The 20756-nt window shown below is 60.2% G+C and carries 19 protein-coding genes; 12 read left to right on the forward strand and 7 right to left on the reverse strand.

The window, feature by feature from the left end; genetic code table 11:
* Nucleotides 1–20: 20 nt before the first annotated feature.
* Nucleotides 21–923 (reverse strand): serine protein kinase RIO, encoded by a 903-nt coding sequence (locus ACIQTS_RS00135; RefSeq protein WP_013349784.1) that lies wholly within the window; start codon nucleotides 921–923, stop codon nucleotides 21–23.
* A 140-nt stretch (nucleotides 924–1063) separates the two neighbouring features.
* Here ACIQTS_RS00135 and ACIQTS_RS00140 point away from each other — a divergent pair, with 140 nt between their 5' ends.
* From ACIQTS_RS00140 to ACIQTS_RS00150, 3 genes are all read left to right on the forward strand, one after another.
* Nucleotides 1064–1786, forward strand: a complete 723-nt coding sequence (locus ACIQTS_RS00140; RefSeq protein ID WP_402470403.1) for a tyrosine-protein phosphatase — start codon at nucleotides 1064–1066, stop codon at nucleotides 1784–1786.
* A 115-nt stretch (nucleotides 1787–1901) separates the two neighbouring features.
* Nucleotides 1902–4025, forward strand: coding sequence for a phenylacetic acid degradation bifunctional protein PaaZ (gene paaZ / locus ACIQTS_RS00145; protein WP_402470406.1), 2124 nt, complete (start codon nucleotides 1902–1904; stop codon nucleotides 4023–4025).
* Between the two features lie 326 nt (nucleotides 4026–4351).
* Nucleotides 4352–6127 carry a carbohydrate-binding module family 20 domain-containing protein gene (locus ACIQTS_RS00150; RefSeq protein ID WP_402470408.1) on the forward strand — a complete coding sequence of 592 codons (1776 nt, stop codon included), beginning with the start codon at nucleotides 4352–4354 and terminating at the stop codon, nucleotides 6125–6127.
* A 51-nt stretch (nucleotides 6128–6178) separates the two neighbouring features.
* On the opposite strand, the gene ACIQTS_RS00155 is transcribed toward ACIQTS_RS00150, so the two are convergent.
* From ACIQTS_RS00155 to ACIQTS_RS00180, 6 genes are all read right to left on the reverse strand, one after another.
* Nucleotides 6179–6892 (reverse strand): nicotinamide mononucleotide transporter, encoded by a 714-nt coding sequence (locus tag ACIQTS_RS00155; RefSeq protein ID WP_402470411.1) that lies wholly within the window; start codon nucleotides 6890–6892, stop codon nucleotides 6179–6181.
* A gap of 216 nt (nucleotides 6893–7108) precedes the next feature.
* Nucleotides 7109–7726, reverse strand: a complete 618-nt coding sequence (locus ACIQTS_RS00160) for a TetR/AcrR family transcriptional regulator (protein WP_013349779.1) — start codon at nucleotides 7724–7726, stop codon at nucleotides 7109–7111.
* Nucleotides 7727–7757: 31 nt separating this feature from the next.
* Nucleotides 7758–9077: a phenylacetate--CoA ligase family protein gene (locus ACIQTS_RS00165; RefSeq protein WP_402470414.1), complete on the reverse strand. Its 1320-nt coding sequence runs from the start codon at nucleotides 9075–9077 to the stop codon at nucleotides 7758–7760.
* Nucleotides 9078–9109: 32 nt separating this feature from the next.
* Nucleotides 9110–9556 carry a hotdog fold thioesterase gene (locus ACIQTS_RS00170; protein ID WP_402470417.1) on the reverse strand — a complete coding sequence of 149 codons (447 nt, stop codon included), beginning with the start codon at nucleotides 9554–9556 and terminating at the stop codon, nucleotides 9110–9112.
* Between the two features lie 116 nt (nucleotides 9557–9672).
* Nucleotides 9673–10686: a GNAT family N-acetyltransferase gene (locus tag ACIQTS_RS00175; protein ID WP_402470420.1), complete on the reverse strand. Its 1014-nt coding sequence runs from the start codon at nucleotides 10684–10686 to the stop codon at nucleotides 9673–9675.
* Between the two features lie 20 nt (nucleotides 10687–10706).
* The gene (locus ACIQTS_RS00180; protein ID WP_402470422.1) at nucleotides 10707–12860 is read right to left on the reverse strand and encodes a S9 family peptidase; all 2154 of its coding nucleotides are present in this window, start codon (nucleotides 12858–12860) and stop codon (nucleotides 10707–10709) included.
* Between the two features lie 202 nt (nucleotides 12861–13062).
* On the opposite strand from ACIQTS_RS00180, the gene ACIQTS_RS00185 reads away from it, so the two are divergent.
* From ACIQTS_RS00185 to ACIQTS_RS00225, 9 genes are all read left to right on the forward strand, one after another.
* Nucleotides 13063–14529, forward strand: coding sequence for an amino acid ABC transporter substrate-binding protein/permease (locus tag ACIQTS_RS00185; protein WP_105656928.1), 1467 nt, complete (start codon nucleotides 13063–13065; stop codon nucleotides 14527–14529).
* The gene (locus ACIQTS_RS00190; RefSeq protein WP_105656927.1) at nucleotides 14526–15281 is read left to right on the forward strand and encodes an amino acid ABC transporter ATP-binding protein; all 756 of its coding nucleotides are present in this window, start codon (nucleotides 14526–14528) and stop codon (nucleotides 15279–15281) included. The genes ACIQTS_RS00185 and ACIQTS_RS00190 overlap by 4 nt, the downstream gene beginning before the upstream one ends.
* Before the next feature lie 195 nt (nucleotides 15282–15476).
* Complete coding sequence (locus tag ACIQTS_RS00195; RefSeq protein ID WP_332489071.1) at nucleotides 15477–15926, forward strand: DoxX family protein; 450 nt, start codon at nucleotides 15477–15479, stop codon at nucleotides 15924–15926.
* Nucleotides 15927–16067: 141 nt separating this feature from the next.
* Nucleotides 16068–17054: a 1,2-phenylacetyl-CoA epoxidase subunit PaaA gene (paaA, locus tag ACIQTS_RS00200; RefSeq protein ID WP_105656925.1), complete on the forward strand. Its 987-nt coding sequence runs from the start codon at nucleotides 16068–16070 to the stop codon at nucleotides 17052–17054.
* A 1-nt stretch (nucleotide 17055) separates the two neighbouring features.
* Complete coding sequence (gene paaB, locus ACIQTS_RS00205; protein WP_105656924.1) at nucleotides 17056–17346, forward strand: 1,2-phenylacetyl-CoA epoxidase subunit PaaB; 291 nt, start codon at nucleotides 17056–17058, stop codon at nucleotides 17344–17346.
* Nucleotides 17343–18203 carry a 1,2-phenylacetyl-CoA epoxidase subunit PaaC gene (gene paaC, locus ACIQTS_RS00210; protein WP_402470426.1) on the forward strand — a complete coding sequence of 287 codons (861 nt, stop codon included), beginning with the start codon at nucleotides 17343–17345 and terminating at the stop codon, nucleotides 18201–18203. The genes paaB and paaC overlap by 4 nt, the downstream gene beginning before the upstream one ends.
* A gap of 37 nt (nucleotides 18204–18240) precedes the next feature.
* On the forward strand, nucleotides 18241–18738 hold the full coding sequence (paaD, locus tag ACIQTS_RS00215; RefSeq protein ID WP_402470429.1) for a 1,2-phenylacetyl-CoA epoxidase subunit PaaD: 498 nt from the start codon (nucleotides 18241–18243) through the stop codon (nucleotides 18736–18738).
* Nucleotides 18735–19895, forward strand: coding sequence for a 1,2-phenylacetyl-CoA epoxidase subunit PaaE (gene paaE, locus ACIQTS_RS00220; RefSeq protein ID WP_402470432.1), 1161 nt, complete (start codon nucleotides 18735–18737; stop codon nucleotides 19893–19895). Before paaD ends, paaE begins: the two co-directional genes overlap by 4 nt.
* An 18-nt stretch (nucleotides 19896–19913) precedes the next feature.
* Nucleotides 19914–20699 carry an enoyl-CoA hydratase/isomerase family protein gene (locus ACIQTS_RS00225; RefSeq protein WP_332489067.1) on the forward strand — a complete coding sequence of 262 codons (786 nt, stop codon included), beginning with the start codon at nucleotides 19914–19916 and terminating at the stop codon, nucleotides 20697–20699.
* The last annotated feature ends 57 nt before the right edge of the window (nucleotides 20700–20756 follow it).

The following is a 20756-nucleotide window of genomic DNA, read 5'->3' on the forward strand; positions in this document are numbered from 1 at the left end:
GGCCATTGTCCCTCTGGATCCTAGAAGAGATGTCCTAGCAGTGAAGCAAAGAGCTCATCTGGATCATGTGACAGTCCCTTGGAATCAAACCACTCGCACAAATTGACGCAGTCGCGGTGCAAGAAGTCCATGCCTTGCGGATTGCCCGCCAAATCCACGCACTGCGGAACATCGATGACCACTAGGCGCTCGCCAGAAACCAGGAGGTTGTAGGCGGACAGGTCGCCATGGGCAATGCCCAATCCAGCGAACTTCTCAAGGGCGTCAGTGAGTTGATCCCATAGTGCGGGAAGCCGTGGATCAAAGCGCGCAAGCTGTTGCAGGCGGGGTGCTGCCGCCAGCGAATTGTCCGGGTCGGCAATGAATTCCATGAGGATTTCGGTGCCGTCAATCTGTACCGGATACGGCACCGAAATGCCGGCTTCGTAACAGCGCAAGAGGTAGGTCCATTCCGCGTTGGCCCACTGCAAAGCGGCGATGTCCCGGCCGTAGGCGGAATTGTTGCTGATGGCTCGATTATCGCGCGAGCGCCGGGCAGACCTGCCATCGCTATAAGCTTGCGAACGGCTGAATTGAAGGTGGTCGCGGGAGCGATAGCGTTTGGCGGCCAGTAAGCTTGAGCGCTCCTGTGTTGCTCGTTCCAACAGGAAGACGTCGCCTTCTTTGCCGGTTTTGAGGATGCCTAATTCGGTGTCTACGGCACCGGCGTCCTCAATCAGCCATAGCGGGTATGGTTGCGGCCCGCGCATGCCCTTTTCGATAAACGGCCAGGTGGAGTAGCGCTGGCCAGCCGGTGGCTCATCCGAGGATGATTCGTTCCATACGGGCTTGTGCCTGCGGAATTTGAGTTTGGTATCTGCGTCAGCGAAGTTGGACGAGGTTACCTGTGAGCTGGTGGTTGGTTCTCCAGCAGGAAAATGCATGGGGATAAGTCCTTAGAAAAAGAGATCAATGACCGGGAACTGCGGTAAGCAATCATCGTTACCCCTCCTTCAATAGACTGATTGGCAGTTGCCAATGAGTAGAACTCTACAACAGAGAATCAATATGTTGCAATGGGTAAATGAGCCAGGGCCTGAACTATCAAAAGCAAAGCGGAGATCTGGAATGGGAAGGATCCGTGAATGCGCGGCATATTTGCGGAGCCTTTTATCGAATGGGTCGCCACGAGTGGCTTAGTGCCCGGGGCTGGCAGCAAATGCACGAGGGCGGAGTCAGCAAGGTCGTGGACCTGCGCAACCCCAACGAGATCCGCCGGCGGGAGCATGACCCCGCCGTACCCCAGGCAGCGTTCTCCGGCATTGAACTGGTGAACCTGCCGCTGGAGACGCCCGGCAATCCGAGGTTCGAATCGATTGCCGTGCCATATATGAATCACACCGCCATGTACAGGTTGGTGTGCGAAGAATTCGGCGACCAACTGCGTGCAGTCTTCGAGAATTTGGCGAACTCCCAAGGATCAACCGTGATCCACTGTTCGGCAGGCCGCGACCGCTCCGGCTTGATTGCCACCATGCTGCTGGATCTCGCAGGTTCCCGGGATCAGATTCTCGTCCATGATGAGCTGGCGGTGCGGGGTATCAATGAATGGCATCGTGTCTCGCCGCGAAAGCATCCCTACGAGAGCTATCGGGGTGAAGAAGAGCTGCGGGAAATCATTCAAGAAAGAGCCACGGCCCTGTCGGAATTCTGTGCATGGCTTGGTACGGTCCGCTCCTATCTGCTGTCCCAGGGCATGAGCGAGGAGGGTCTCGATCACCTGAGTGATCTCGCACGGAATTCCTGAGTAGCGGGCGGGGTGGAGAATTCTCGCGAACAACAATTTGAGGTGTTCCCGGTCACGCTCTTGCTGATAAGGTTAAGGTTAATACTGACCGACCGTTCAGAAAGGAATTATGTCGATGTCGACAAAACAGATCAGAGTGGTACCCAGCTTTATCGCCGGAGAATGGCGGACCCCGCAGTCCGAGTGCGGAACAGAAGTCCGCGACGCCAACACCGGAGAACTTCTAGCCACTGTCACCAATGACAAGCTGGATGTTGCAGCGGCGGTGGACTATGGCCGTGGCACCGGGCATCAGGAGCTGGCCAAGCTCTCCTTGCATGAGCGCGCACTCAAGCTCAAGGAACTCGCGCTGTATCTGAACGAGCGACGCAAAGACCTTTACGAGATTTCCTTCAAGACCGGGGCCACCAAAATCGATTCCATGGTGGATATCGATGGCGGAATCGGTGTTCTGTTCACATTCTCATCCAAGGGCCGCCGTGAACTTCCCAATAGCAATGTCATCCTGGACGGGCCAACGGAACCGCTGAGCAAGGACGGCTCTTTTATCGGCACGCATATCTACACCGCAATGAGTGGTGTCGTGGTGCAGGTCAACGCGTTCAACTTCCCGGTATGGGGCATGCTCGAAAAGTTTGCCCCGGCGTTTATCGCTGGTGTTCCCACCATCGTCAAGCCAGCGACTCCAACGGGGTACCTCACCGAGGCAGCCGTGAGGATGATGCTGGAATCAGGCATCCTTCCCGAAGGGTCCCTGCAGCTTCTCTCGGGATCAGCCCGCGACCTGATGGACCACCTCGACTACCGTGACATGTTCGCCTTCACCGGCTCGGCCGCCACGGCCAGCAAGCTGAAGTCCCATCCAAATGTCATCGACGGGGGAGTGCGCTTCGCAGCAGAAACCGACTCCCTGAACGCGGCCATCCTCGGCCCTGATGCAGAGGAGGGAACAGCGGAATTCGAGGCCTTCGTCAAGGTCGTCGTCACCGAGATGACCTCCAAGGCCGGCCAGAAATGCACCGCGATCCGCCGCAATATCGTGCCTTCCCATCTGGTAGAACCGGTCATTGCCGCCATCGGCCAGCGAATCGAGCAGCGTGTTGTCATTGGCGACCCCCGCGTCGAGGGCGTGACCATGGGTGCCTTGGCTTCCCTGGAACAGCTGGCTGATGTGCGTGCTGCAGTGCAGGACATGATTGACGCTGGTGGCGAGCTGGCCTTTGGCCGCCTGGATGCCCCAGCCGTACGCGTGGCGCCAGAACGCGACGCCGTGGCCGAATTCGGTGCCTTCATGTCTCCGGTGGTTCTGCGATGGGCCGATGCCCGCAACCCGCTTGTGCACTCCCGCGAGGCGTTCGGACCGGTCAGCTCCGTCATCGGCTACGACAATCTTGACGAAGCCGTGCGGCTGGCCGCCATGGGTGCAGGGTCGCTGGTAGCCACCGTGTGCAGCAATGACACCGACACCGTGCGTTCACTGGCCCTGGGAATCGCCGCCCACCATGGCCGCGTGCACATCCTGAACCGGGAAACCGCGCGATCAACGACCGGTCACGGTTCACCAGTGCCACACCTGGTCCATGGTGGCCCAGGGCGCGCCGGCGGCGGCGAGGAGCTAGGCGGAATCCGATCAGTGAAGCACCATATGCAGCGCACTGCCGTTCAGGGCTCGCCGAATATGCTCACTGCGCTCAGCGGCGTGTGGCATGCCGGTGCTGAACAGCGCCTGGCCGGATGCGAAAAGTTCGGCGGCCAGGAGCAATACACGCACCCGTTCCGCAAGTCGCTGGCCGAGCTGCAAGTAGGCGATGGCTTCGCCTCTGATCTGCGCGTAGTGAACCTTGAAGAGATCAGCGAATTCGCCAAGAAAACTGGCGACACCTTCTACGCCCACACCGATGCAAAGGCAGCCGAAGCGAACCCGTTCTTCCCGGGAATCGTCGCCCACGGGTACCTGCTCGTGTCGTGGGCTGCCGGCCTCTTCGTAGAGCCAGCGCCGGGGCCAGTGTTAGCCAACTACGGATTGGAATCCCTGCGCTTCATCACCCCGGTGGCTGCCGGAGATTCAATCCGCGTGACCCTGACGGCCAAGAAAATCACGCCGCGAGTCACCGATGAATATGGCGAGGTCGCATGGGATGCGATCTTGCACAACCAGAATGATGAGATTGTCGCGACCTACGATGTCTTGACCTTGGTGGAGAAAGAAAACCTCACCTACGCCAACTTCGAAGGCTAAAACGCAACTTCAGCAAGGGTGGATGCCGTCAACCACGGCATCCACCCTTTTGCGTGCTCGGAGCCAGGACAGCTTTGCCGGATATCTATGAAAGCGTTTCCAATTTTGGCAAGATTTGACGTGGAGTGAAAAAATTTTAGGGCAATTTACGCGGACAGTTTCGCGGGTTTAATGTATTTACAGAAATTTACTTATTGGAGAGAGCTAAGAAAACGCTTACAGTTGTGTCGCAGGTCACGCGTTGATGGGGAACGTGTGGTTGAGCGATCCCGACGCTGTCGCGTCGAGCTATCGCAGCCCGATCATCACAACAAAGGAGTTTTTCTGTGGAACTTTTGCCATCACGCGCCAAATCAACACAACGCCAGCACGGAGCCAGGACGGTGAAGCCGGTGGCAGCACTCGGCGCCTCGCTCGCCCTGCTCGCCGCACCGTTGTTCGCAGCACCCGCCCAAGCCGCCACCCCATCCAACGACGGCAAGGATGTCATCCTCAACCTGTTCCAATGGAACTGGAATTCGGTAGCCCAGGAATGCGAGTCCAGCATCGCCCCAGCAGGATATGGCTACGTCCAGGTCTCGCCTCCAGCTGAGCACCTGCGCGGCACTGCATGGTGGACCTCGTACCAGCCGGTGAGCTACAAGGTGGACTCGAAACTGGGCAACCGCGAGGAATTCTCCGCCATGGTCAAAAGTTGCAACGACGCAGGCGTGAAAGTGATCGCAGACGCCGTGGTCAATCACATGACCGGAGCCGGGCAGACCGGTACTGGAACCGCAGGCTCGGCTTTCTCCGATGACAACTTCCCAGAGTATTCGGCCCAGGACTTCAACGATTGCCGCACCAACATCACCAACTATGCCGACCGCTGGCAAGTGCAGCACTGCCGCCTCGTGGGCTTGCAGGATCTGAAAACCTCCAGCAGCTACGTCCAGCAAAACATCGCCGACTACCTGGATGATCTCGTTTCGCTCGGCGTCTCCGGCTTCCGCATCGATGCCTCGAAGCACATCCCGGCAACAGACCTGGAAGCCATCAAATCAAAGATGAAGAACTCCGGTGCCTACTGGGTGCACGAAGTCATCGGCGCCTCGGGAGAGCCAATCCAGGAAAGCGAATATTTGGGCAGCGGCGACTCCCACGAATTCGACTACTCGCGACAGCTCAAGCATGATTTCGACGCGCAAATCGCCAACTTGCGCTTCATCGGCGACGGCAAGCTCACCAGTGACCGGGCCGGGGTTTTTGTCACCAACCACGACACCGAACGCAACGGCGAATCCATGAACTACAAGTGGGGCGCCAAGTACCTGCTGGCCAATGTTTTCATGCTGTCCTGGCCCTACGGGTCACCCACCGTGTATTCCGGATTCGCGTTCACCGACAAGGAAGCAGGCGCTCCGGACGCCAGTGACGCATCGGTACCCAATGCCGACTGCGACTCCTCCGCCTGGACCTGCGAACAGCGGCAAGATGAAATCACCGGAATGGTGGGCTTCAACAACGCCGTCGGCGACGCGGCTGTCAGCAATTGGTGGGACGATGGCGGCAACCAGATCGCATACGGCCGCGGCAATAAGGGCTTCGTAGCCATCAACAACACCTCGGCGGCAACCACCCGCGAATACACCAGCTCGCTGGCCGGTGGCACCTATTGTGATGTGGTGTCCGGAGGCGATTGCTCGAAGACCATCACTGTGGGCGCCGACGGCAAGTTCACCGCGACACTGCCTGCCTACGGTGCCATGGCCCTGCACATCGGTGCCGTATCCGATGGCGGATCAGGAACGCCGGATCCGGTCGAGGACACCACTGATGTCAGCGTCGCGGTCACCGCCCAAACCGTCATGGGGCAGAACATCCGCATCGTCGGCAACCAGCCGGAACTAGGCAGCTGGGATCCGGCCAAGGCGCCACAGCTATCAGCTGCCAGCTACCCGAGCTGGAGCGGAACGGTGGACCTTCCGGCAGGAACGCAGTTCGAATACAAGTACGTCAAGTACGACCAGAGCGGCAATGCCACGTGGGAATCAGGGGCCAACCGCATCGCGACCGTGAATGCGGACGGTTCCCTGAACCTGAACGACAGCTGGCGCAATTAGCCACAAAAAAATGATCCCGCCCCAGTTTACACTGGGGCGGGATCATTCTAGCTACTTTTCGGTTTTGGCATTCAGCTTGTCCAAGGTTGCCTGCTTGGCTTTTTGCAAGGCCAGCTCTTCCTCGTCCAGCTCGACCTGCACCGGCTCGGCAGCCTGGGCAGGAAGGCCGCGCCACAGGAAGAAGCCATACACAGCTCCCAGAGCGATGAATACGAACAGGCCCATCATGCCCAGCATTGGGGAGATCAGGAAGTAGATCACCAGATCGGCAATGGCGGCCAGAGCCAAGACCAGCCAGCCGGTGCGCACGCCGCGAGCGATCATCACGAAAGAGGCGAAGATGGCTGCATCAGCGAAGTAGAGGACCCAGATTTCAGGGGTTGCGCTCATGAAGCCGCCGTTGAAGAGGAACGGGCCGAAGCGCAGGGCAACGAGCAGGATCAAGCCCATGAGCAGGCCGACCGCTGACCAAATGGTTACCGGGGTGCTGGTGACTATGCGGGTGAATTTGCCGTTGAGCTTGAACAGCGAGAAGCGCCACAGGCCGAAGACAGCGATCAACAGCAGCGGCACGGCGTAGAGCAGGCCCATCAGGTCGTACTGCAGCGAGGTGATGACGGGGCCGGTGAAGGCGCCCAGGATCAAGGTCCACCAGCCCAGGTCATTGCGGTGCGCCAGCAGTACTGCAGAAATGAAAACTAGCAGCATGCTTGCCGCAGAGAGCAAGATCTGGACATAGGAACTACTGCTTTCGGCGGTAGCCATGAAAAGGGTTTCTAAGAGGGAATCCACAGCGCTCTTCACTTGGTTGATCGAGAATGACTGGTGCTAAAGCACCCCTTCGATGCTAACGGCGATTTCTGTGAGGAAGACAAGATTACAAGGAGGCATACGCCACATTGCCGCTTGCCCTGTGGCACGCTTAAACGACGCTGGCTCCCACCGATCAGGTGGGAGCCAGCGCAAGATGCAATCCAGCGATTAAGCCGCTGTGGTGTGCAATCCGTTGAAGAGCAATGAAATGGCTTGGTCTTCCAATTCTGGTCCGTTGATCGGACCGTCAGCGCGGTACCAATCCACTACAGAGTTGATCAGGCCGAACAGCAACCTGGCCGTGGCCCGCGGTTCCAAGTCCGCGCGCAGCTTGCCGTCGGATTGGGCTGCGGTGACCAGCTCAGCGAGCTGGCGGTCCATCGCCCGTCGGCGCTGAAGAGCTTGGCGTTCCAGTTCGGTGTTGCCGCGCAAGCGCAGCAGCAGTGTCACGTAGGAACGCTTGGCCAACAGGATCCGGAAGGTAGCGCGCAAGAAGAATTCCAAACGCTCATCGGCGCTGCCCTCATGGGAGCGGACCTCGGCGATCACCGCTTCCAGGGGAATGAGCGCTTCATCCAACGCCAGACGCAGCAGGTCCTCTTTGGAAGGGACGTGGTGGTAAATCGCGGACTTGCTGATACCCAGCCGGTCAGCGAGCTTGCCCATGGAGGTCGCGTCGTAGCCGTATTCGTTGAATGCCTCTACGGCAATGCGCAATACGGTTTCCTGATCGTACCCGGGGCGGCCACGCTTGGCCGGACGGTTCACAATATCGGTAGTTTCCATGATTTATCGATTATCCCATGTGCTCACTGGGTTAGCTGTTGCGCAGATCAAAGATGCGCTTGAGCTTGCCCATGGAACGCTCCAAGGATTCTGGCTCGACCACGTCGATGGCGCAGGAAGAACCGACGTGGATCTTGATCAGCTTGGCCAGCTCCTTGGCCCCGTTGGCGGCGTCCCCGGATGAGGCATCCATGCGGCGCTCCACCTTCACTGCCAGCTGGTCCATGCGGTCTGGACGGGAAAGGATGAGCTGGAAGTGCGGCGAAAGCGATGGCACCTTCAGGATCAATTCCTCGATCTGGCTTGGGAACAGGTTCACCCCGCGCAGGATGATCATGTCATCGCTGCGTCCGGTGATCCGGCCCATGCGACGGTGACCTGGGCGGGAGGTACCTGGCATCAGGCGGGTCAGATCATGGGTGCGGTAGCGGATGATTGGCAGTGCCTGCTTGGTCAGCGAGGTGAAGACCAGCTCGCCGTGTTCGCCGTCCGGCAGCACCTTGGTCTCGTCGAAGGCGTCAATGATTTCTGGGCGGAAGTGGTCTTCCCAGATGTGGCTGCCGTCCTTGCGTTCGCCGTTCTCACCAGCCACGCCAGGGCCCATGACTTCGGACAGGCCGTAGATATCGCAAGCGGTGATGTTGAACATCTCTTCCAGCTCGTGGCGCATTTCCTCGGTCCACGGTTCCGCGCCGAGCACGGCAACCTTCAGCGAGGTGGCACGAGGGTCCAGGCCCTTGCGCTGCATGGCATCGCCAATGGTCAGCAGGTAGGTCGGGGTGCACAAGATAGCATCCGGCTCGAAGTCCTGGATCAGGGAAATCTGCTTATCGGTCTGTCCGCCGGACATCGGAATGACGGTGGCACCGAGGTATTCAGCTGCCGCGTGGGCACCGAGGCCGCCGGTGAACAGGCCGTAGCCGTAGGCGTTGTGCACCTTCCAGCCTGGCTTCACGCCGGCCATGCGCAGGCAGCGGGCACCGAGCTTGGCCCAGTCTTCCAAGTCCTGCTTGGTGTAGCCGACCACGGTCGGCTGCCCGGTGGTGCCAGAGGAGGCATGGATGCGGGCGATCTCATGCTGCGGTACCGCGCACATGCCGAAGGGGTAGTTCTTGCGCAGGTCTTCTTTGTCGGTGAACGGGAACTTGGCCAGATCGGCCAGTTCTTTCAGATCATCCGGGTGCACCCCAGCGGCATCGTACTTCGCCTTGTAGTACGGAACGTTGTTATAAGCATGGTGCAGCGTTTCCTTCAGGCGGGTCAGCTGGATCGCTTCGATCTGCTCGCGGCTCATGGTCTCTTCTGGATCAAGCGGATTCGGAAGGCTGTCGCGGTCGGTGTTCTGAGACATGCTGAAACTTTCGTGTGGAGTGGGCTGGGTGCTTAGCGGCTTTGAGGCTTTGGGACCGTGCGCGAACGTCCGCGGAACTGCGCCACGGTTTCAATTGAGCCGTCGGCCGCTGGCTGGGTCACCGTGATGTCATAGATCCCGCTGCGTCCTTGCTGCGAGACTCGGTTGCCGGTGGCGGTCAGCACTCGTCCGGGTATTGCTGGCTTGAGGAAGTTGACGTCAGCGCCCGAAGCGACCGTGATGGTCTCATCGGAGCCCTCCTGCGGATTGCAGGTCAACGCAAATGCCGTGTCTGCTAAAGCGAAGATCATGCCACCGTGGCCAATACCAAAGCCGTTGAGCATTTCCTGGCGCAGCGTCATCGTGATGACTGCGTGCCCATCGGAGACCTCGACGACTTCGATTCCCATCCACTGGGTCGCGTAGTCATTGTGGAGAATGGCGTGTGGGACCGTATTCTCTACCTGTGTTTCGCTCATCGTCTTCCTTCGCCGAATTATTTACCGAACGATCATTAGGTAATAACATTATGTGAGCTAAGTCAAGTTATGCGACCGTATTGGCGGTACTGTTTCAGCGATGAAGCGCAGCGGATTCAGGCAGTGAATATCCCTTGATGGACGTCAAGGATGAAAGGTTCCTTGATCCGGTTGTAGTCCATGACCAGGCCGTTCTCGCCGTCGCTTGCAGCCAGTGCGCGGGCGGCTTCCCGCTTTACCGCGGCGTATGCCAAACGGTCGGCTTCATGGTGTTTCAGATGCTCGCGGAAAAGCACGAGCCGCAGATACTCGGGGCTTCCTGCACTGAAGACATGGATATTGGCCTCGGGGAGCCGCGAACCGGCAGCGGGCTTGAGCATGCGGTGGCCATACCAGCCAGGTTCACGGTGCCAAAGAAGCATGCCGCTGGATTCCAGCGCCGGAACGTAGGACGCTTCCTGATCCGCGTCGGGGACCAGCAAGACGATGTCGATGATCGGCTTGGCGGGCAGGTCCGGAACGGATGTCGAGCCGGTGTGTTCAATGGCCAACGCGGTGGCCCCCAGGACACTGGCGATTCGATGGTGCAGGCGGTGGAAGTCCCTGGCCCATTGCTTCGATGGCTCGGCAATCTCTATGAGGCCGCGCATCAGCTCTCCACCCACGGCCTCGTATTCCGGATCTTCATCTGGCTGGCCGGTGAGCAGCGGGTAGAAGGGCAAGGTGCACAGGTACCGCCGGGCATCCGGCCAGCGCGGGTCGGCAGAAGACTGCGAAACAACGCAACCCAGCGAGCGGTAAAAACCCACCGCATCCTCTGCAGTGGTGGCCCAAACGTTCTTCTCATGGCAGTCGCGCAGCTCAGCGAGCAGCCTCGAGCCCAGCCCCCGGCCCTGGTGGGATGTTTCCACGGCCAGGTATTCAACGCACACCGCGTATTTGCCGCTGTGCCGGTAGGCGGCCAGTGCCGCAATATCGCCCGCGGCAGTGGCGATGGAAAGCACCTCAAGGCCTTCGCATTCATCGAGCAGCGCTTCGAGCGCCTGCTCGTTGGCAGGTTCGGCGGCCAGCACCAGCAAGCGGCGAATCGCAGGGTCATTGCGGTAGTCGCTGATCTTGATGTGGTGCATGGCCGCCGTTCCTTTGCTACTTAGATTTCGTCGGTGCATCCCAGGGCGTCCAAGGCGAAGGCGTAGTCCCACGCGCGGGCCTTCCAGGACTCGTAACGTCCCGAAGCGCCGCCGTGACCGCCATCCATTTCGGTCTTCAGCACAATCGGGGCCTGTCCGGTACCGACTTCCCGCAGCTTGGCCACCCATTTGGCTGGCTCCACATACAGTACACGGGTGTCATTGAGCGAGGTGACCGCCGCGATCTTCGGGTAATCCTGTGCTGTGACGTTTTCGTAGGGAGTGTAGGACTTCATGTAGTCGTAGACCTCCTTGCTCTCGATCGGGTTGCCCCATTCTTCCCATTCCAGTGCCGAGAGCGGAAGCTCTGGATCCAGGATGGAGGTCAAGGCATCGACGAACGGCACCTGGGCGATGATCGCGGTATACAGCTGCGGAGCCATGTTCGCGACAGCGCCCATCAGCAGTCCGCCGGCCGAACCGCCCAGGGCGGCGATGCGCTGCGGATCGGCCCACCCGGAATCGAGCAGGTACTGTGTGGAATCAATGAAGTCGGTGAAGGTGTTCTTCTTGTGCAGCTTCTTGCCCTGCAGGTACCAGTTGCGGCCCAGCTCGCCGCCGCCGCGCACGTGGGCAATGACAAAGACCACTCCGCGATCCAGCACGCTCAAGCGAGGGATGCCGAAACCAGGATCCATGGAGGCCTCGTAGGAACCGTAGCCGTAGATCAGCACCGGCTGGGGAACCGAGGTATCCAGGTCGGCACGGCGCATGATGGTCAAGGGGATCTTGGCGCCATCGGCCGCGGTGGCCCACTCGCGGGTGGACAGGTACTTGGCAGGATCGAAGTTGTTCACCGGGGTCTGCTTGCGCAGCACCAGCGACTGGTTCTGGAGCCACAGGTCGTATACGCGGGCCGGGGTGAAGTCTGCGGTGTAGCCGATGCGGATCAACGGAGCATCCAGCTCGGCAAAGGTCGCCGAGGCAGTGAACAGCTCATCATCGAAATCCGGTTCAATGGCCGGCTGCTGGGCTTTGGTGCCCAATCCGTCCAAGGCGATCAGCTGCACGCGCTCGCAGGTATCTCGGCGCACCGAGAGCACCACGTGCGAACCGGTCAGCGCGGTGCCTTCGATCTTGACCGTGTCCTCGTGGGCCACCACGGTCTGCCAGTGCGCCGGGTCGGCGTTTTCGCCCAGCTGGTCCAGGGATGCCAGCGACACCATGTTGTTCGGTGCCTGGTGGTCGTGGGTGATCAAGGCCTGGTCGGCGCCCGGCATCAGGTCGATTCCGTGCAGCAGGCGCAAGGAGCGCGGCACCAGCAAGGTCACGGCAGCCGAAGGATCGGCCAGATCCAGCATGCTGGTTTCGGCGTATTCGGAGTTGCCGCTGGAGATCATCAGGGTGTTGCGGTCCGGGCTCAGATCGAAGCCGAGCCACATGCCAGGATCATTTTCCTCGAAAATGATCTTGTCCTGCGTTGGGAGGGTCCCCAGCAGGTGAGCACGAATCTGGTGTGGCCGCCAGGTTTCGTCAACCACCGTGTAGAAGACAGTTGAAGAATCGGGGGAGAAGGCCAGGCCGTAGAACACTCCTTCAATGGTGTCGCTCAGCAGCAGGCCGGTGTTCAGGTCCTTGATGAAAAGGGTGAATCGCTCATCGCCCGCATTATCGACACAGTAGGCAAGCAAGTTGCCTGCTTCATTCAACGCCATGCCGCCGAGCGAGAAGAACGGCTGCCCTTCGGCTAAGGCGTTGCCATCAAGCAGCACCTCTTCGGCAGGCAATGCAGTTTCCGCGTCGATGACCGGGGGAGTCCAGTCGGCAACAAGGTCCCCGGTGTCCGATGCCTTGACGCGGCACTGGATGGTGTAGGGCTTGCCTTCGGCCGAACGGGTGAAGTACCACCAGCCGCGGCGGCGCACTGGAACCGACAAGTCGGTTTCAACGGTGCGTGCCTTGATATCGCTGAACAAGGCATCGCGCAGCGGCTGCTGGCTAGCGGTAATGGTGTCGGTGTACTCGTTTTCTGCGGTCAGATGCGCGATGACATCCGGGTTGGCTTTCTCCCGCAGCCACTCGTAGTTGTCGATGAAGTCATCGCCGTGGAAGCTGCGGGTGGTGGGCAGCTTTGCGGCACGCGGTGCATTGGCGGTCAACGATTCTGGAGTCATACCCCTATTCAATCCCACTACCGTGCTATGCCGGTGCAGCTATGCTCAGCGCGGACAGAACAGCGGTTTCAAACCGATAACGATGCAAGTGCAGGCGAGTCGCGGGGTACCGGCTAGGCTTTATAAGTCCTAGGCTTGCAGGCAGAACGTATCATCTGCACCTTGGGCCATTCGCCCTTCAGTACGAGAAAGCGATACATCAGTGGAAAAGAAAAGAACAGCTGCCCCCACAGGGCGCCTGGCCCGATGGATAGCCGCGGCTGCCATCGGTTTGATGGCCCTGGTCGTCGGGGCACCCTCGGCCGTGGCCCAAGGCAGTGAAAGCGTCGAGGGCCAGACCTACGTCATCGGCACGGATACGACTTTCGCGCCCTTCGAGTTCCGCCAGAACGGCGAACTGACCGGTATCGACATGGATCTTCTGCGCGCCATTGCCGAAGACCAGGGTTTTGAAGTCGAGATCAGGTCCCTGGGCTTCAACGCCGCTTTGGCCGCCCTTTCCTCCAACCAGGTGGATGGCGTGATCGCCGGCATGTCGATTACCGACGAGCGCAAGGAGATCTACGACTTCTCCGAGCCGTACTTCGAGTCCGGCGTGCAGATGGCTGTCGCTGCCGGCAATGACGAGATCACCGGTTACGAGGACTTGGAAGGCAAGACCGTTGTCGCCAAGACCGGCGCCGAGGGCGAAAGCTATGCAAAGTCCATCGCCGAGGAATACGGCTTCGAGGTCAAGTCCTTGGACCAGTCGGCCACCATGTACGAATCGGTCAAGGCCGGTTCTGCAGTTGCCGTCTTCGACGACTACCCGGTGCTGGCCTACGGCATTGCCCAGGGCAATGGCCTGAAGACCGTCACCGACAAGGTCCCGGGCGGTTCCTATGGCTTCGCCGTGAACAAGGGCGAGAACACCGCGCTGCTGGCAGCGTTCAACGACGGCTTGGCCGAGCTGAAGGCCAACGGCGAGTACCAGCAGATCCTGGACTCCTACCTTGCCGACCCGACCGCAGCGGCGCCAAGCAACTTCTTCGACCTGCTGGTCAAGTCCATTCCCGCATTGATGACCGGTCTGTGGCACACCCTGCTGGTGACCGCGATTTCCTTCGCCATTGCCATGGCATTGGGCCTGGTCTTCGGCTTCATGAAGATCTCCGGGAACATCGTGCTGCGCGGCATCGCCACGACCTTCGTGAACATCTTCCGCGGCACCCCGTTGCTGCTCTGGGCCTTCATGTTCTACTTCGGCCTGCCGCAGCTGACCGGCTGGGAGATCAGCGTCTGGACCGCAGGCGTGCTGACGCTGTCGCTGAACGCCGGTGCCTATGTCGCCGAAATCGTTCGCGGCGGTATCCAGTCGGTGGATCCAGGGCAGCTTGAAGCATCCCGTTCGCTGGGCCTGGGCTATGGCAAGTCGATGCAGAAGGTCGTGATCCCGCAGGCTTTCAAGATGATGACCCCGTCACTGATCAACCAGTTGATCATCAGCCTGAAGGACTCCTCGTTGCTGCTGGCTATCGGCTTCACCGAGCTGCTCTACCAGGGCCAGCAGATCTACGCGGCGAACTTCCGTGTCACTGAGACGCTGCTGATCGTGGGCATTATCTACTTCATTGCCATTATGGCGCTGACCAAATTGGCAAATTATGCCGATCGGAGGTTCAACAAGTGAGCACCGTAACCGAGCAAAGCTCCAACGTGAAGATCCAGGTCAAGGACTTGCATAAGTCCTTTGGCTCCAACAATGTCCTCAAGGGCATCGACATGGATGTCCGCGAAGGCGAAGTGGTGTGCGTGATCGGCCCTTCGGGGTCCGGCAAGTCCACCTTGCTGCGTTGCCTGAACAAGCTTGAGGACATTACCTCGGGCAAGGTGGTTGTCGATGGCTTTGATGTCACCGACCCCAAGGTGGACATCAATGAGGTGCGCCGCCATGTAGGCATGGTGTTCCAGCACTTCAACCTGTTCCCGCATATGAGCGTGGCAGAGAACATCATGCTGGCGCCGGTCGAGCTCAAGAAGATGAGCAAGGCGGAAGGCCGGGAGCGCGCACTTGAGCTGCTGGAACGCGTGGGCTTGCGCGAGAAGGCCAACGCCCGTCCCGCCTCGCTCTCTGGCGGCCAGAAGCAGCGTGTGGCCATCGCCCGCGCGCTTGCCATGGCCCCGGGCATCATGCTCTTCGACGAGGCTACCAGCGCTCTTGACCCGGAGATGGTCGGCGAGGTGCTGCAGGTTATCAAGGAGCTGGCCGACACCGGCATGACCATGGTTCTGGTGACCCACGAGATGGGCTTTGCGCGCGAAGTCGCTGACCGCGTGGTCTTCATGGCTGATGGTGTTGTCTGCGAGCAGGGTGCGCCCGAACAGCTGTTCGGCAACCCGCAGCAGGCGCGTACCCAGGACTTCTTGTCCAAGGTTCTCTGAGCCGTACCGCCAAGCCAGCGGAAAACCGTGCTGTCCACGACCAGATGAAACTGGTTGCGGGCAGCACGGTTTTTTCGTGACGAAGCTAACGGGACAAGAACCTTCATATGCTTGAAGGTTCAACTTATCCCCTTGTAGGGTTGGAGCAGTAGCAACACGGGATCTTCCCGTGCCCCAATCCCTAGGAGTTAAAATATGTCCGCTCTGGAAAACAACCCGGGTCTGCAGACCGCTGCGCGTACCCTGCTTCGCTTGGCCTTCGGCTTCCTCTTCCTGGCCCATGGCTGGCAGAAGTACTTCCAGTTCACCATCGAGGGCACCACTGCGGCCTTTGGCCAGATGGGCGTTCCTGCTGCCGGTTTGATTGCTCCAGTGGCGGCAACCCTGGAGATCGCCGGCGGCGCCGCGATCATCCTTGGCCTGCTGACCCGCGTCTTCGCTGGCCTGCTGGGCCTGCAGATGATTGCCGCCCTGTTCATGGTTCATGCCTCAGGTGGCGTGTTCGTGGAAAATGGCGGCTTCGAGCTTGTCCTGGCACTGGCTGCCGGCGCGCTGGCACTGCTCTTGACGGGCCCAGGCCGCATCTCGCTTGATGCGCTGATATTCAAGGGCAAGAACTCGGAAAAGGCTCTGGCTAACGCCTAATCCCCAGCTTCAAGGAAACCCCGGGAATTCTTTTCCGGGGTTTTGTTGTGCCTGGAGGGGGTTGGTGTTGACGTGATCGAACGCACTCTGACATACTGAACGAACGGTCAGTATGTAATTTGTTTTCGATGAGGTGAACCCATGGCCCCGACCACACCGCAGGAGCCGGGACTGAGTGCCGTCCCGAGCTACGAAGAAGAGCAGTCCCAAGCGCGTTTCGACGCCTTGATCGATCAGGACTCCCGCGTCGAGCCACGCGACTGGATGCCTGAGAAGTACCGCAAGACCCTCAGCCGCCAGATCTCCCAGCACGCGCACTCCGAAATCATCGGCATGCAGCCTGAGGCCAACTGGATCACCCGCGCTCCCTCGCTGAAGCGCAAGTCCATTCTGATGGCCAAGGTGCAGGATGAAGCCGGGCACGGGCTCTACCTCTACTCGGCTGCCGAGACCCTGGGCACCACCCGCGACGAGTACAACGAGCAGCTGCTCTCCGGCAAGGCCAAGTACTCCTCGATCTTCAACTACCCTGCACGCACCTGGGCGGATATGGGTGCTATCGGCTGGCTGGTCGATGGCGCGGCCATCGCCAACCAGGTTCCGCTGTGCCGCGCCTCCTACGGCCCCTACGGCCGTGCGATGGTGCGCGTGTGCAAGGAAGAATCCTTCCACCAGCGCCAGGGCTTCGAAATCCTGCTCTCGCTCTCCCGCGGCACCGAGGCGCAGAAGAAGATGGCCCAGGACGCCATCAACCGCTTCTACGAACCCTCGCTGATGATGTTCGGTCCGCCAGATGACCAGTCGCCGAACTCCCAGCAGTCCATGGCCTGGAAGATCAAGCGTTTCTCCAATGACGAACTGCGCCAGCGCTTCGTTGGCATGATTGCCGAGCAGGTCAAGGTCCTTGGCCTGACCCTGCCGGATCCCCAGCTGCACTTCGATGAAGAAAAGAAGCAGTGGATCCACAAGGATTTGAACTGGGATGAATTCATGGCAGTGATCAAGGGCAACGGCCCGGCCAACGCGCAGCGGCTGGAACGCCGCCGTGAAGCGCACCGCGAAGGTGCTTGGGTCCGAGAAGCAGCCGCAGCATACGCAGCAAAACAAGCACGAAGTGAGGTCGCCTAGCATGAGCCAACAGAGCAATTGGCCCCTGTGGGAAGTATTCGTCCGTTCGTCCCGAGGACTCTCGCACGTCCACGCCGGATCCCTGCATGCACCGGATCAGCAGATGGCACTGCGCAACGCCCGCGATCTGTACACCCGCCGCAATGAAGGCGTCTCGCTATGGGTCGTAAAGTCCTCGGACATCATCAGCTCCGACCCCGGTGAAAAGGATTCCTTCTTCGAATCCCCGCAGGGCAAGGACTACCGCCACGCGACCTATTACAAGGCCAGCGAGGGAGTGAAGCACCTGTGAAGCACGAAGAACTCGACGAAGCGCTCGATAGCTTCGGCGACGCGCTGGCCTCGGCCACCCGCGTCACCCCGGGCAATGCCCTGCGTCCGGAGGACATCGCAGTAGACGGCGTCAAGCCAAGCGAAGAGGTCGCGCGCTACGCGCTGACCCTGGGCGACGATGCCCTGATCCTGGCGCAGCGCATGTCGCACTGGATTTCCCGCGCTCCGGAACTGGAAGAAGATGTTGCCCTGGGCAATATCGCCCTGGATATCCTGGGCCACGCCCGCTCGTTCCTGACCTACGCCGGACTGGCCTGGGGCAAGACCGAAGACGAATTGGCCTACTGGCGCGAGGAAGAAGAATTCACTTCGCTGTGGATTGTCGAACAGCCTAACGGCCACTTCGGCGTGACCATCATCCGCCAGCTGATCGTTTCGATCTTCCAGAACCTGCTCTACAAGCAGCTGGCGCAGTCCAAGGACGAAACCCTGGCCGCCGTCTCGGCCAAGGCAGTCAAGGAAGTCGACTACCACCGCGACCACGCCATCCAGTGGACCATCCGCCTGGGCATGGGGACCGAGGAATCAGCGTCCAAGATGCGCCATGCCCTGGAAATCCTCTGGCCGTACGTCGATGAGATGTTCCGCGATGAGGAAGTCCACCAGGACCTTGCGGGCATCGCCGTGCTGCCCTCCACCCTGCGCGGTGCATGGGATGAAGAAATCACTGCGGTACTGGCCGACGCCGGACTGGAGATTCCTGCAACCGGACAGGCCATGGCCTACGGACGCCGCGGCGAGCATTCGGAGCACCTGGGCTACCTGCTGGCAGAGATGCAAGTTCTCGCCCGCAAGCATCCCGGTGCCAGCTGGTAACTACGCAACATTTTTGCCCGAAAAGGGGGAAGCAGTCTTGAGCAAGACGATCGCTGGCGCCAAAGACCTGTTCGCTATCGCCTCCCAGGTGACCGACCCGGAAATTCCGGTGCTATCCATCGCGGACCTGGGAATCCTGCGCGAGGTGGACATGGCCGAGGACGGAACCGTGCAGGTAGTCATCACCCCGACCTATTCAGGTTGCCCGGCGATGGATGCCATCAATGGCGACCTGTACACCGCTTTCGCAGACGCCGGATATGAAAAGGTGGACGTCAAGCTGGTGCTGAGCCCGGCGTGGTCAACGGACTGGATGACCGCGGAAGGCAAGGCCAAGCTCGAACAGTACGGGATTGCCCCACCGACCGGCCAGGGCCACGCAGGCCGCGTCACCCTGGGCATGAGCGTGAAATGCCCGCGGTGCCACTCGCTGAACACCCGGGAGTTGGCCCGCTTCGCCTCGACTTCCTGCAAGGCGCTCTACACCTGCAAAGACTGCTTGGAACCCTTCGACTACTTCAAGGTGCTCTCATGACCGAACAAACCACTCCCACCCGACGCCGGGCATCCTTCCATCGGCTCACCGTCTCGAATGTGCGCCGGTTGACCAAGGACTCAATTGAAGTCAGCTTCGCCATCCCTGGCGACTTGAGCGAGGAATACGACTACGTCGCAGGCCAGTACGTGGCGTTGCGCAAGGAAATCCCCAACGCCGAAGGCGAGCTGGTCGAATTGCGCCGTTCGTACTCGATCTGCGCCGCCCCGACGGGCGACGAGATCAAGGTGGCGATCAAGCGCGACCTGGGCGGCCTGTTCTCCACCTGGGCCAACGAGTCCCTGGCCGCAGGGGACCAGATTGATGTGATGAGCCCTGCCGGCGCTTTCATTTCCAAGCACAAGCTCACCCAGATCAATAACCCGTCGACCATCGACACTAAAGCGCAGGACCGTTTCGTGGCCGTCGCCGCCGGCTCGGGCATTACCCCGGTGCTGGCCATTGCCCGCACGATCCTCGAAGCCAATGACCACACCCGCTTCGACTTGATCTACGCGAACAAGGCCGCCATGGACGTCATGTTCCTGGAGGAACTGGCCGACCTGAAGGACCGCTACACATCCCGGCTGGCACTGCACCACGTGCTCAGCCGCGAACAGCGCATTTCCCCATTGCTTTCGGGCCGCATCGACGCCGAGAAGCTCACCACGCTGCTGACCAGCGTGGTCCAGGCACCGAATGTTGACGAGTGGTTCCTCTGCGGCCCATTCGAGCTCGTCCAGTTGGTCCGCGACCAGCTGGCCAGCTTGGAAGTTCCCGCCGAGAAGGTCCGTTTCGAGCTATTCACCACCGGCGAGCCGACGAAGCCGCAAGGGCATATCGGCCGTCCCGTGGTGGCGGACGAGAATGAGGAAAGCTACGAGATCAGCTTCAACCTCGACAGCCTGAAGGGCGAGGTCAAGTCGCCGGTGCGTGCCAACGAAACCGTGCTGAACGCTGCCTTGCGCGTGCGTCCGGATGTGCCGTTCGCTTGCGCTGGCGGCGTGTGCGGCACCTGCCGTGCCAAGGTCACCTGCGGTACGGTCACCATGGCCGAGAACTACGCGCTGGAACCCGACGAAGTCGAAGCCGGCTACGTACTGACCTGCCAGTCGCACCCAACCAGCGAAAAGCTGAGCGTCGACTTCGACGCCTAGAAAGGCCAGGACGAATCCATGATCGAACTGACGATTGAAGATTCCATCGCGCGGGTGGTGCTCAACGCTCCGCAGAAAATGAACTCGCTGGATGAAGCGGCCTTGGCGCAGCTCTCGGAAGCCTATGACAAAGCGGCTGCCGCAGTGGCTGCGGGCACCGTGCGCGCGCTGGTACTGACCGGCGAGGGACGCGGATTCTGCGCAGGTCGCGACATCTCCGGGGTAGATCCCGCGGACGATGACGTGATCGGCTATCTTGACGGCAAGGTCCAGCCGCTGCTGGAGAAGATGTCCAGCTTCCCTGCGCCAACCTTCGCGCTGGTGCAGGGTGCCTGCTTGGGCGTGGGTTTGGGGCTGGCGATCGCTACCGACGTAGTCTACGTCGCGGAAAACGCCAAGATTGGTTCCCCGTTTGCGAACCTTGGCGCGACCCTCGACTCCGGCGGGCACTGGCTGTTCACCGAGCGTCTCGGGGCACACCGCACGCTGGATCTGATTTACACCGCCGAACTGATCTCCGGTGCTGAAGCGGTGCGTTCCGGGCTTTTCTCCCGGGCATTCCCAGCAGAGGAACTGGCAGAGCGCAGCGAAGAAATCATTGCCAAGGTAGCCCAGGGTGCAACTCAGGCATTCGTCGCTTCCAAGCAGCTGGTCAAGGAAATCCGTGACCAGCGTGCGGGACTGTGGGAATCGATGCGTACCGAGAACCGGGCGCAGGCAGCCCTGTGCGACACCGCTGACTACGCCGAAGGTTTCAAGTCCTTCCAGGAGAAGCGCAAGCCGGTGTTCACCGGCCAGAAGTAGTTTCGCAGCAGACACGAGAAGAGCACCTGGAAATGGTATCCAGGTGCTCTTCTCGTA

This window comes from Glutamicibacter sp. NPDC090743, from assembly GCF_044769125.1.
Lineage (GTDB): Bacteria > Actinomycetota > Actinomycetes > Actinomycetales > Micrococcaceae > Glutamicibacter.

Excerpts from the sequence above, each read along its gene's own strand:
- ACIQTS_RS00135 (WP_013349784.1), bottom strand. The coding sequence starts at position 923 with ATGCATTTTCCTGCTGGAGAACCAACCACCAGCTCACAGGTAACCTCG.
- ACIQTS_RS00140 (WP_402470403.1), top strand. The coding sequence starts at position 1,064 with ATGAGCCAGGGCCTGAACTATCAAAAGCAAAGCGGAGATCTGGAATGG.
- paaZ (WP_402470406.1), top strand. The coding sequence starts at position 1,902 with ATGTCGACAAAACAGATCAGAGTGGTACCCAGCTTTATCGCCGGAGAA.
- ACIQTS_RS00155 (WP_402470411.1), bottom strand. The coding sequence starts at position 6,892 with ATGGCTACCGCCGAAAGCAGTAGTTCCTATGTCCAGATCTTGCTCTCT.
- ACIQTS_RS00160 (WP_013349779.1), bottom strand. The coding sequence starts at position 7,726 with ATGGAAACTACCGATATTGTGAACCGTCCGGCCAAGCGTGGCCGCCCC.
- ACIQTS_RS00165 (WP_402470414.1), bottom strand. The coding sequence starts at position 9,077 with ATGTCTCAGAACACCGACCGCGACAGCCTTCCGAATCCGCTTGATCCA.
- ACIQTS_RS00170 (WP_402470417.1), bottom strand. The coding sequence starts at position 9,556 with ATGAGCGAAACACAGGTAGAGAATACGGTCCCACACGCCATTCTCCAC.
- ACIQTS_RS00175 (WP_402470420.1), bottom strand. The coding sequence starts at position 10,686 with ATGCACCACATCAAGATCAGCGACTACCGCAATGACCCTGCGATTCGC.
- ACIQTS_RS00180 (WP_402470422.1), bottom strand. The coding sequence starts at position 12,860 with ATGACTCCAGAATCGTTGACCGCCAATGCACCGCGTGCCGCAAAGCTG.
- ACIQTS_RS00195 (WP_332489071.1), top strand. The coding sequence starts at position 15,477 with ATGTCCGCTCTGGAAAACAACCCGGGTCTGCAGACCGCTGCGCGTACC.
- paaA (WP_105656925.1), top strand. The coding sequence starts at position 16,068 with ATGGCCCCGACCACACCGCAGGAGCCGGGACTGAGTGCCGTCCCGAGC.
- paaB (WP_105656924.1), top strand. The coding sequence starts at position 17,056 with ATGAGCCAACAGAGCAATTGGCCCCTGTGGGAAGTATTCGTCCGTTCG.
- paaE (WP_402470432.1), top strand. The coding sequence starts at position 18,735 with ATGACCGAACAAACCACTCCCACCCGACGCCGGGCATCCTTCCATCGG.
- ACIQTS_RS00225 (WP_332489067.1), top strand. The coding sequence starts at position 19,914 with ATGATCGAACTGACGATTGAAGATTCCATCGCGCGGGTGGTGCTCAAC.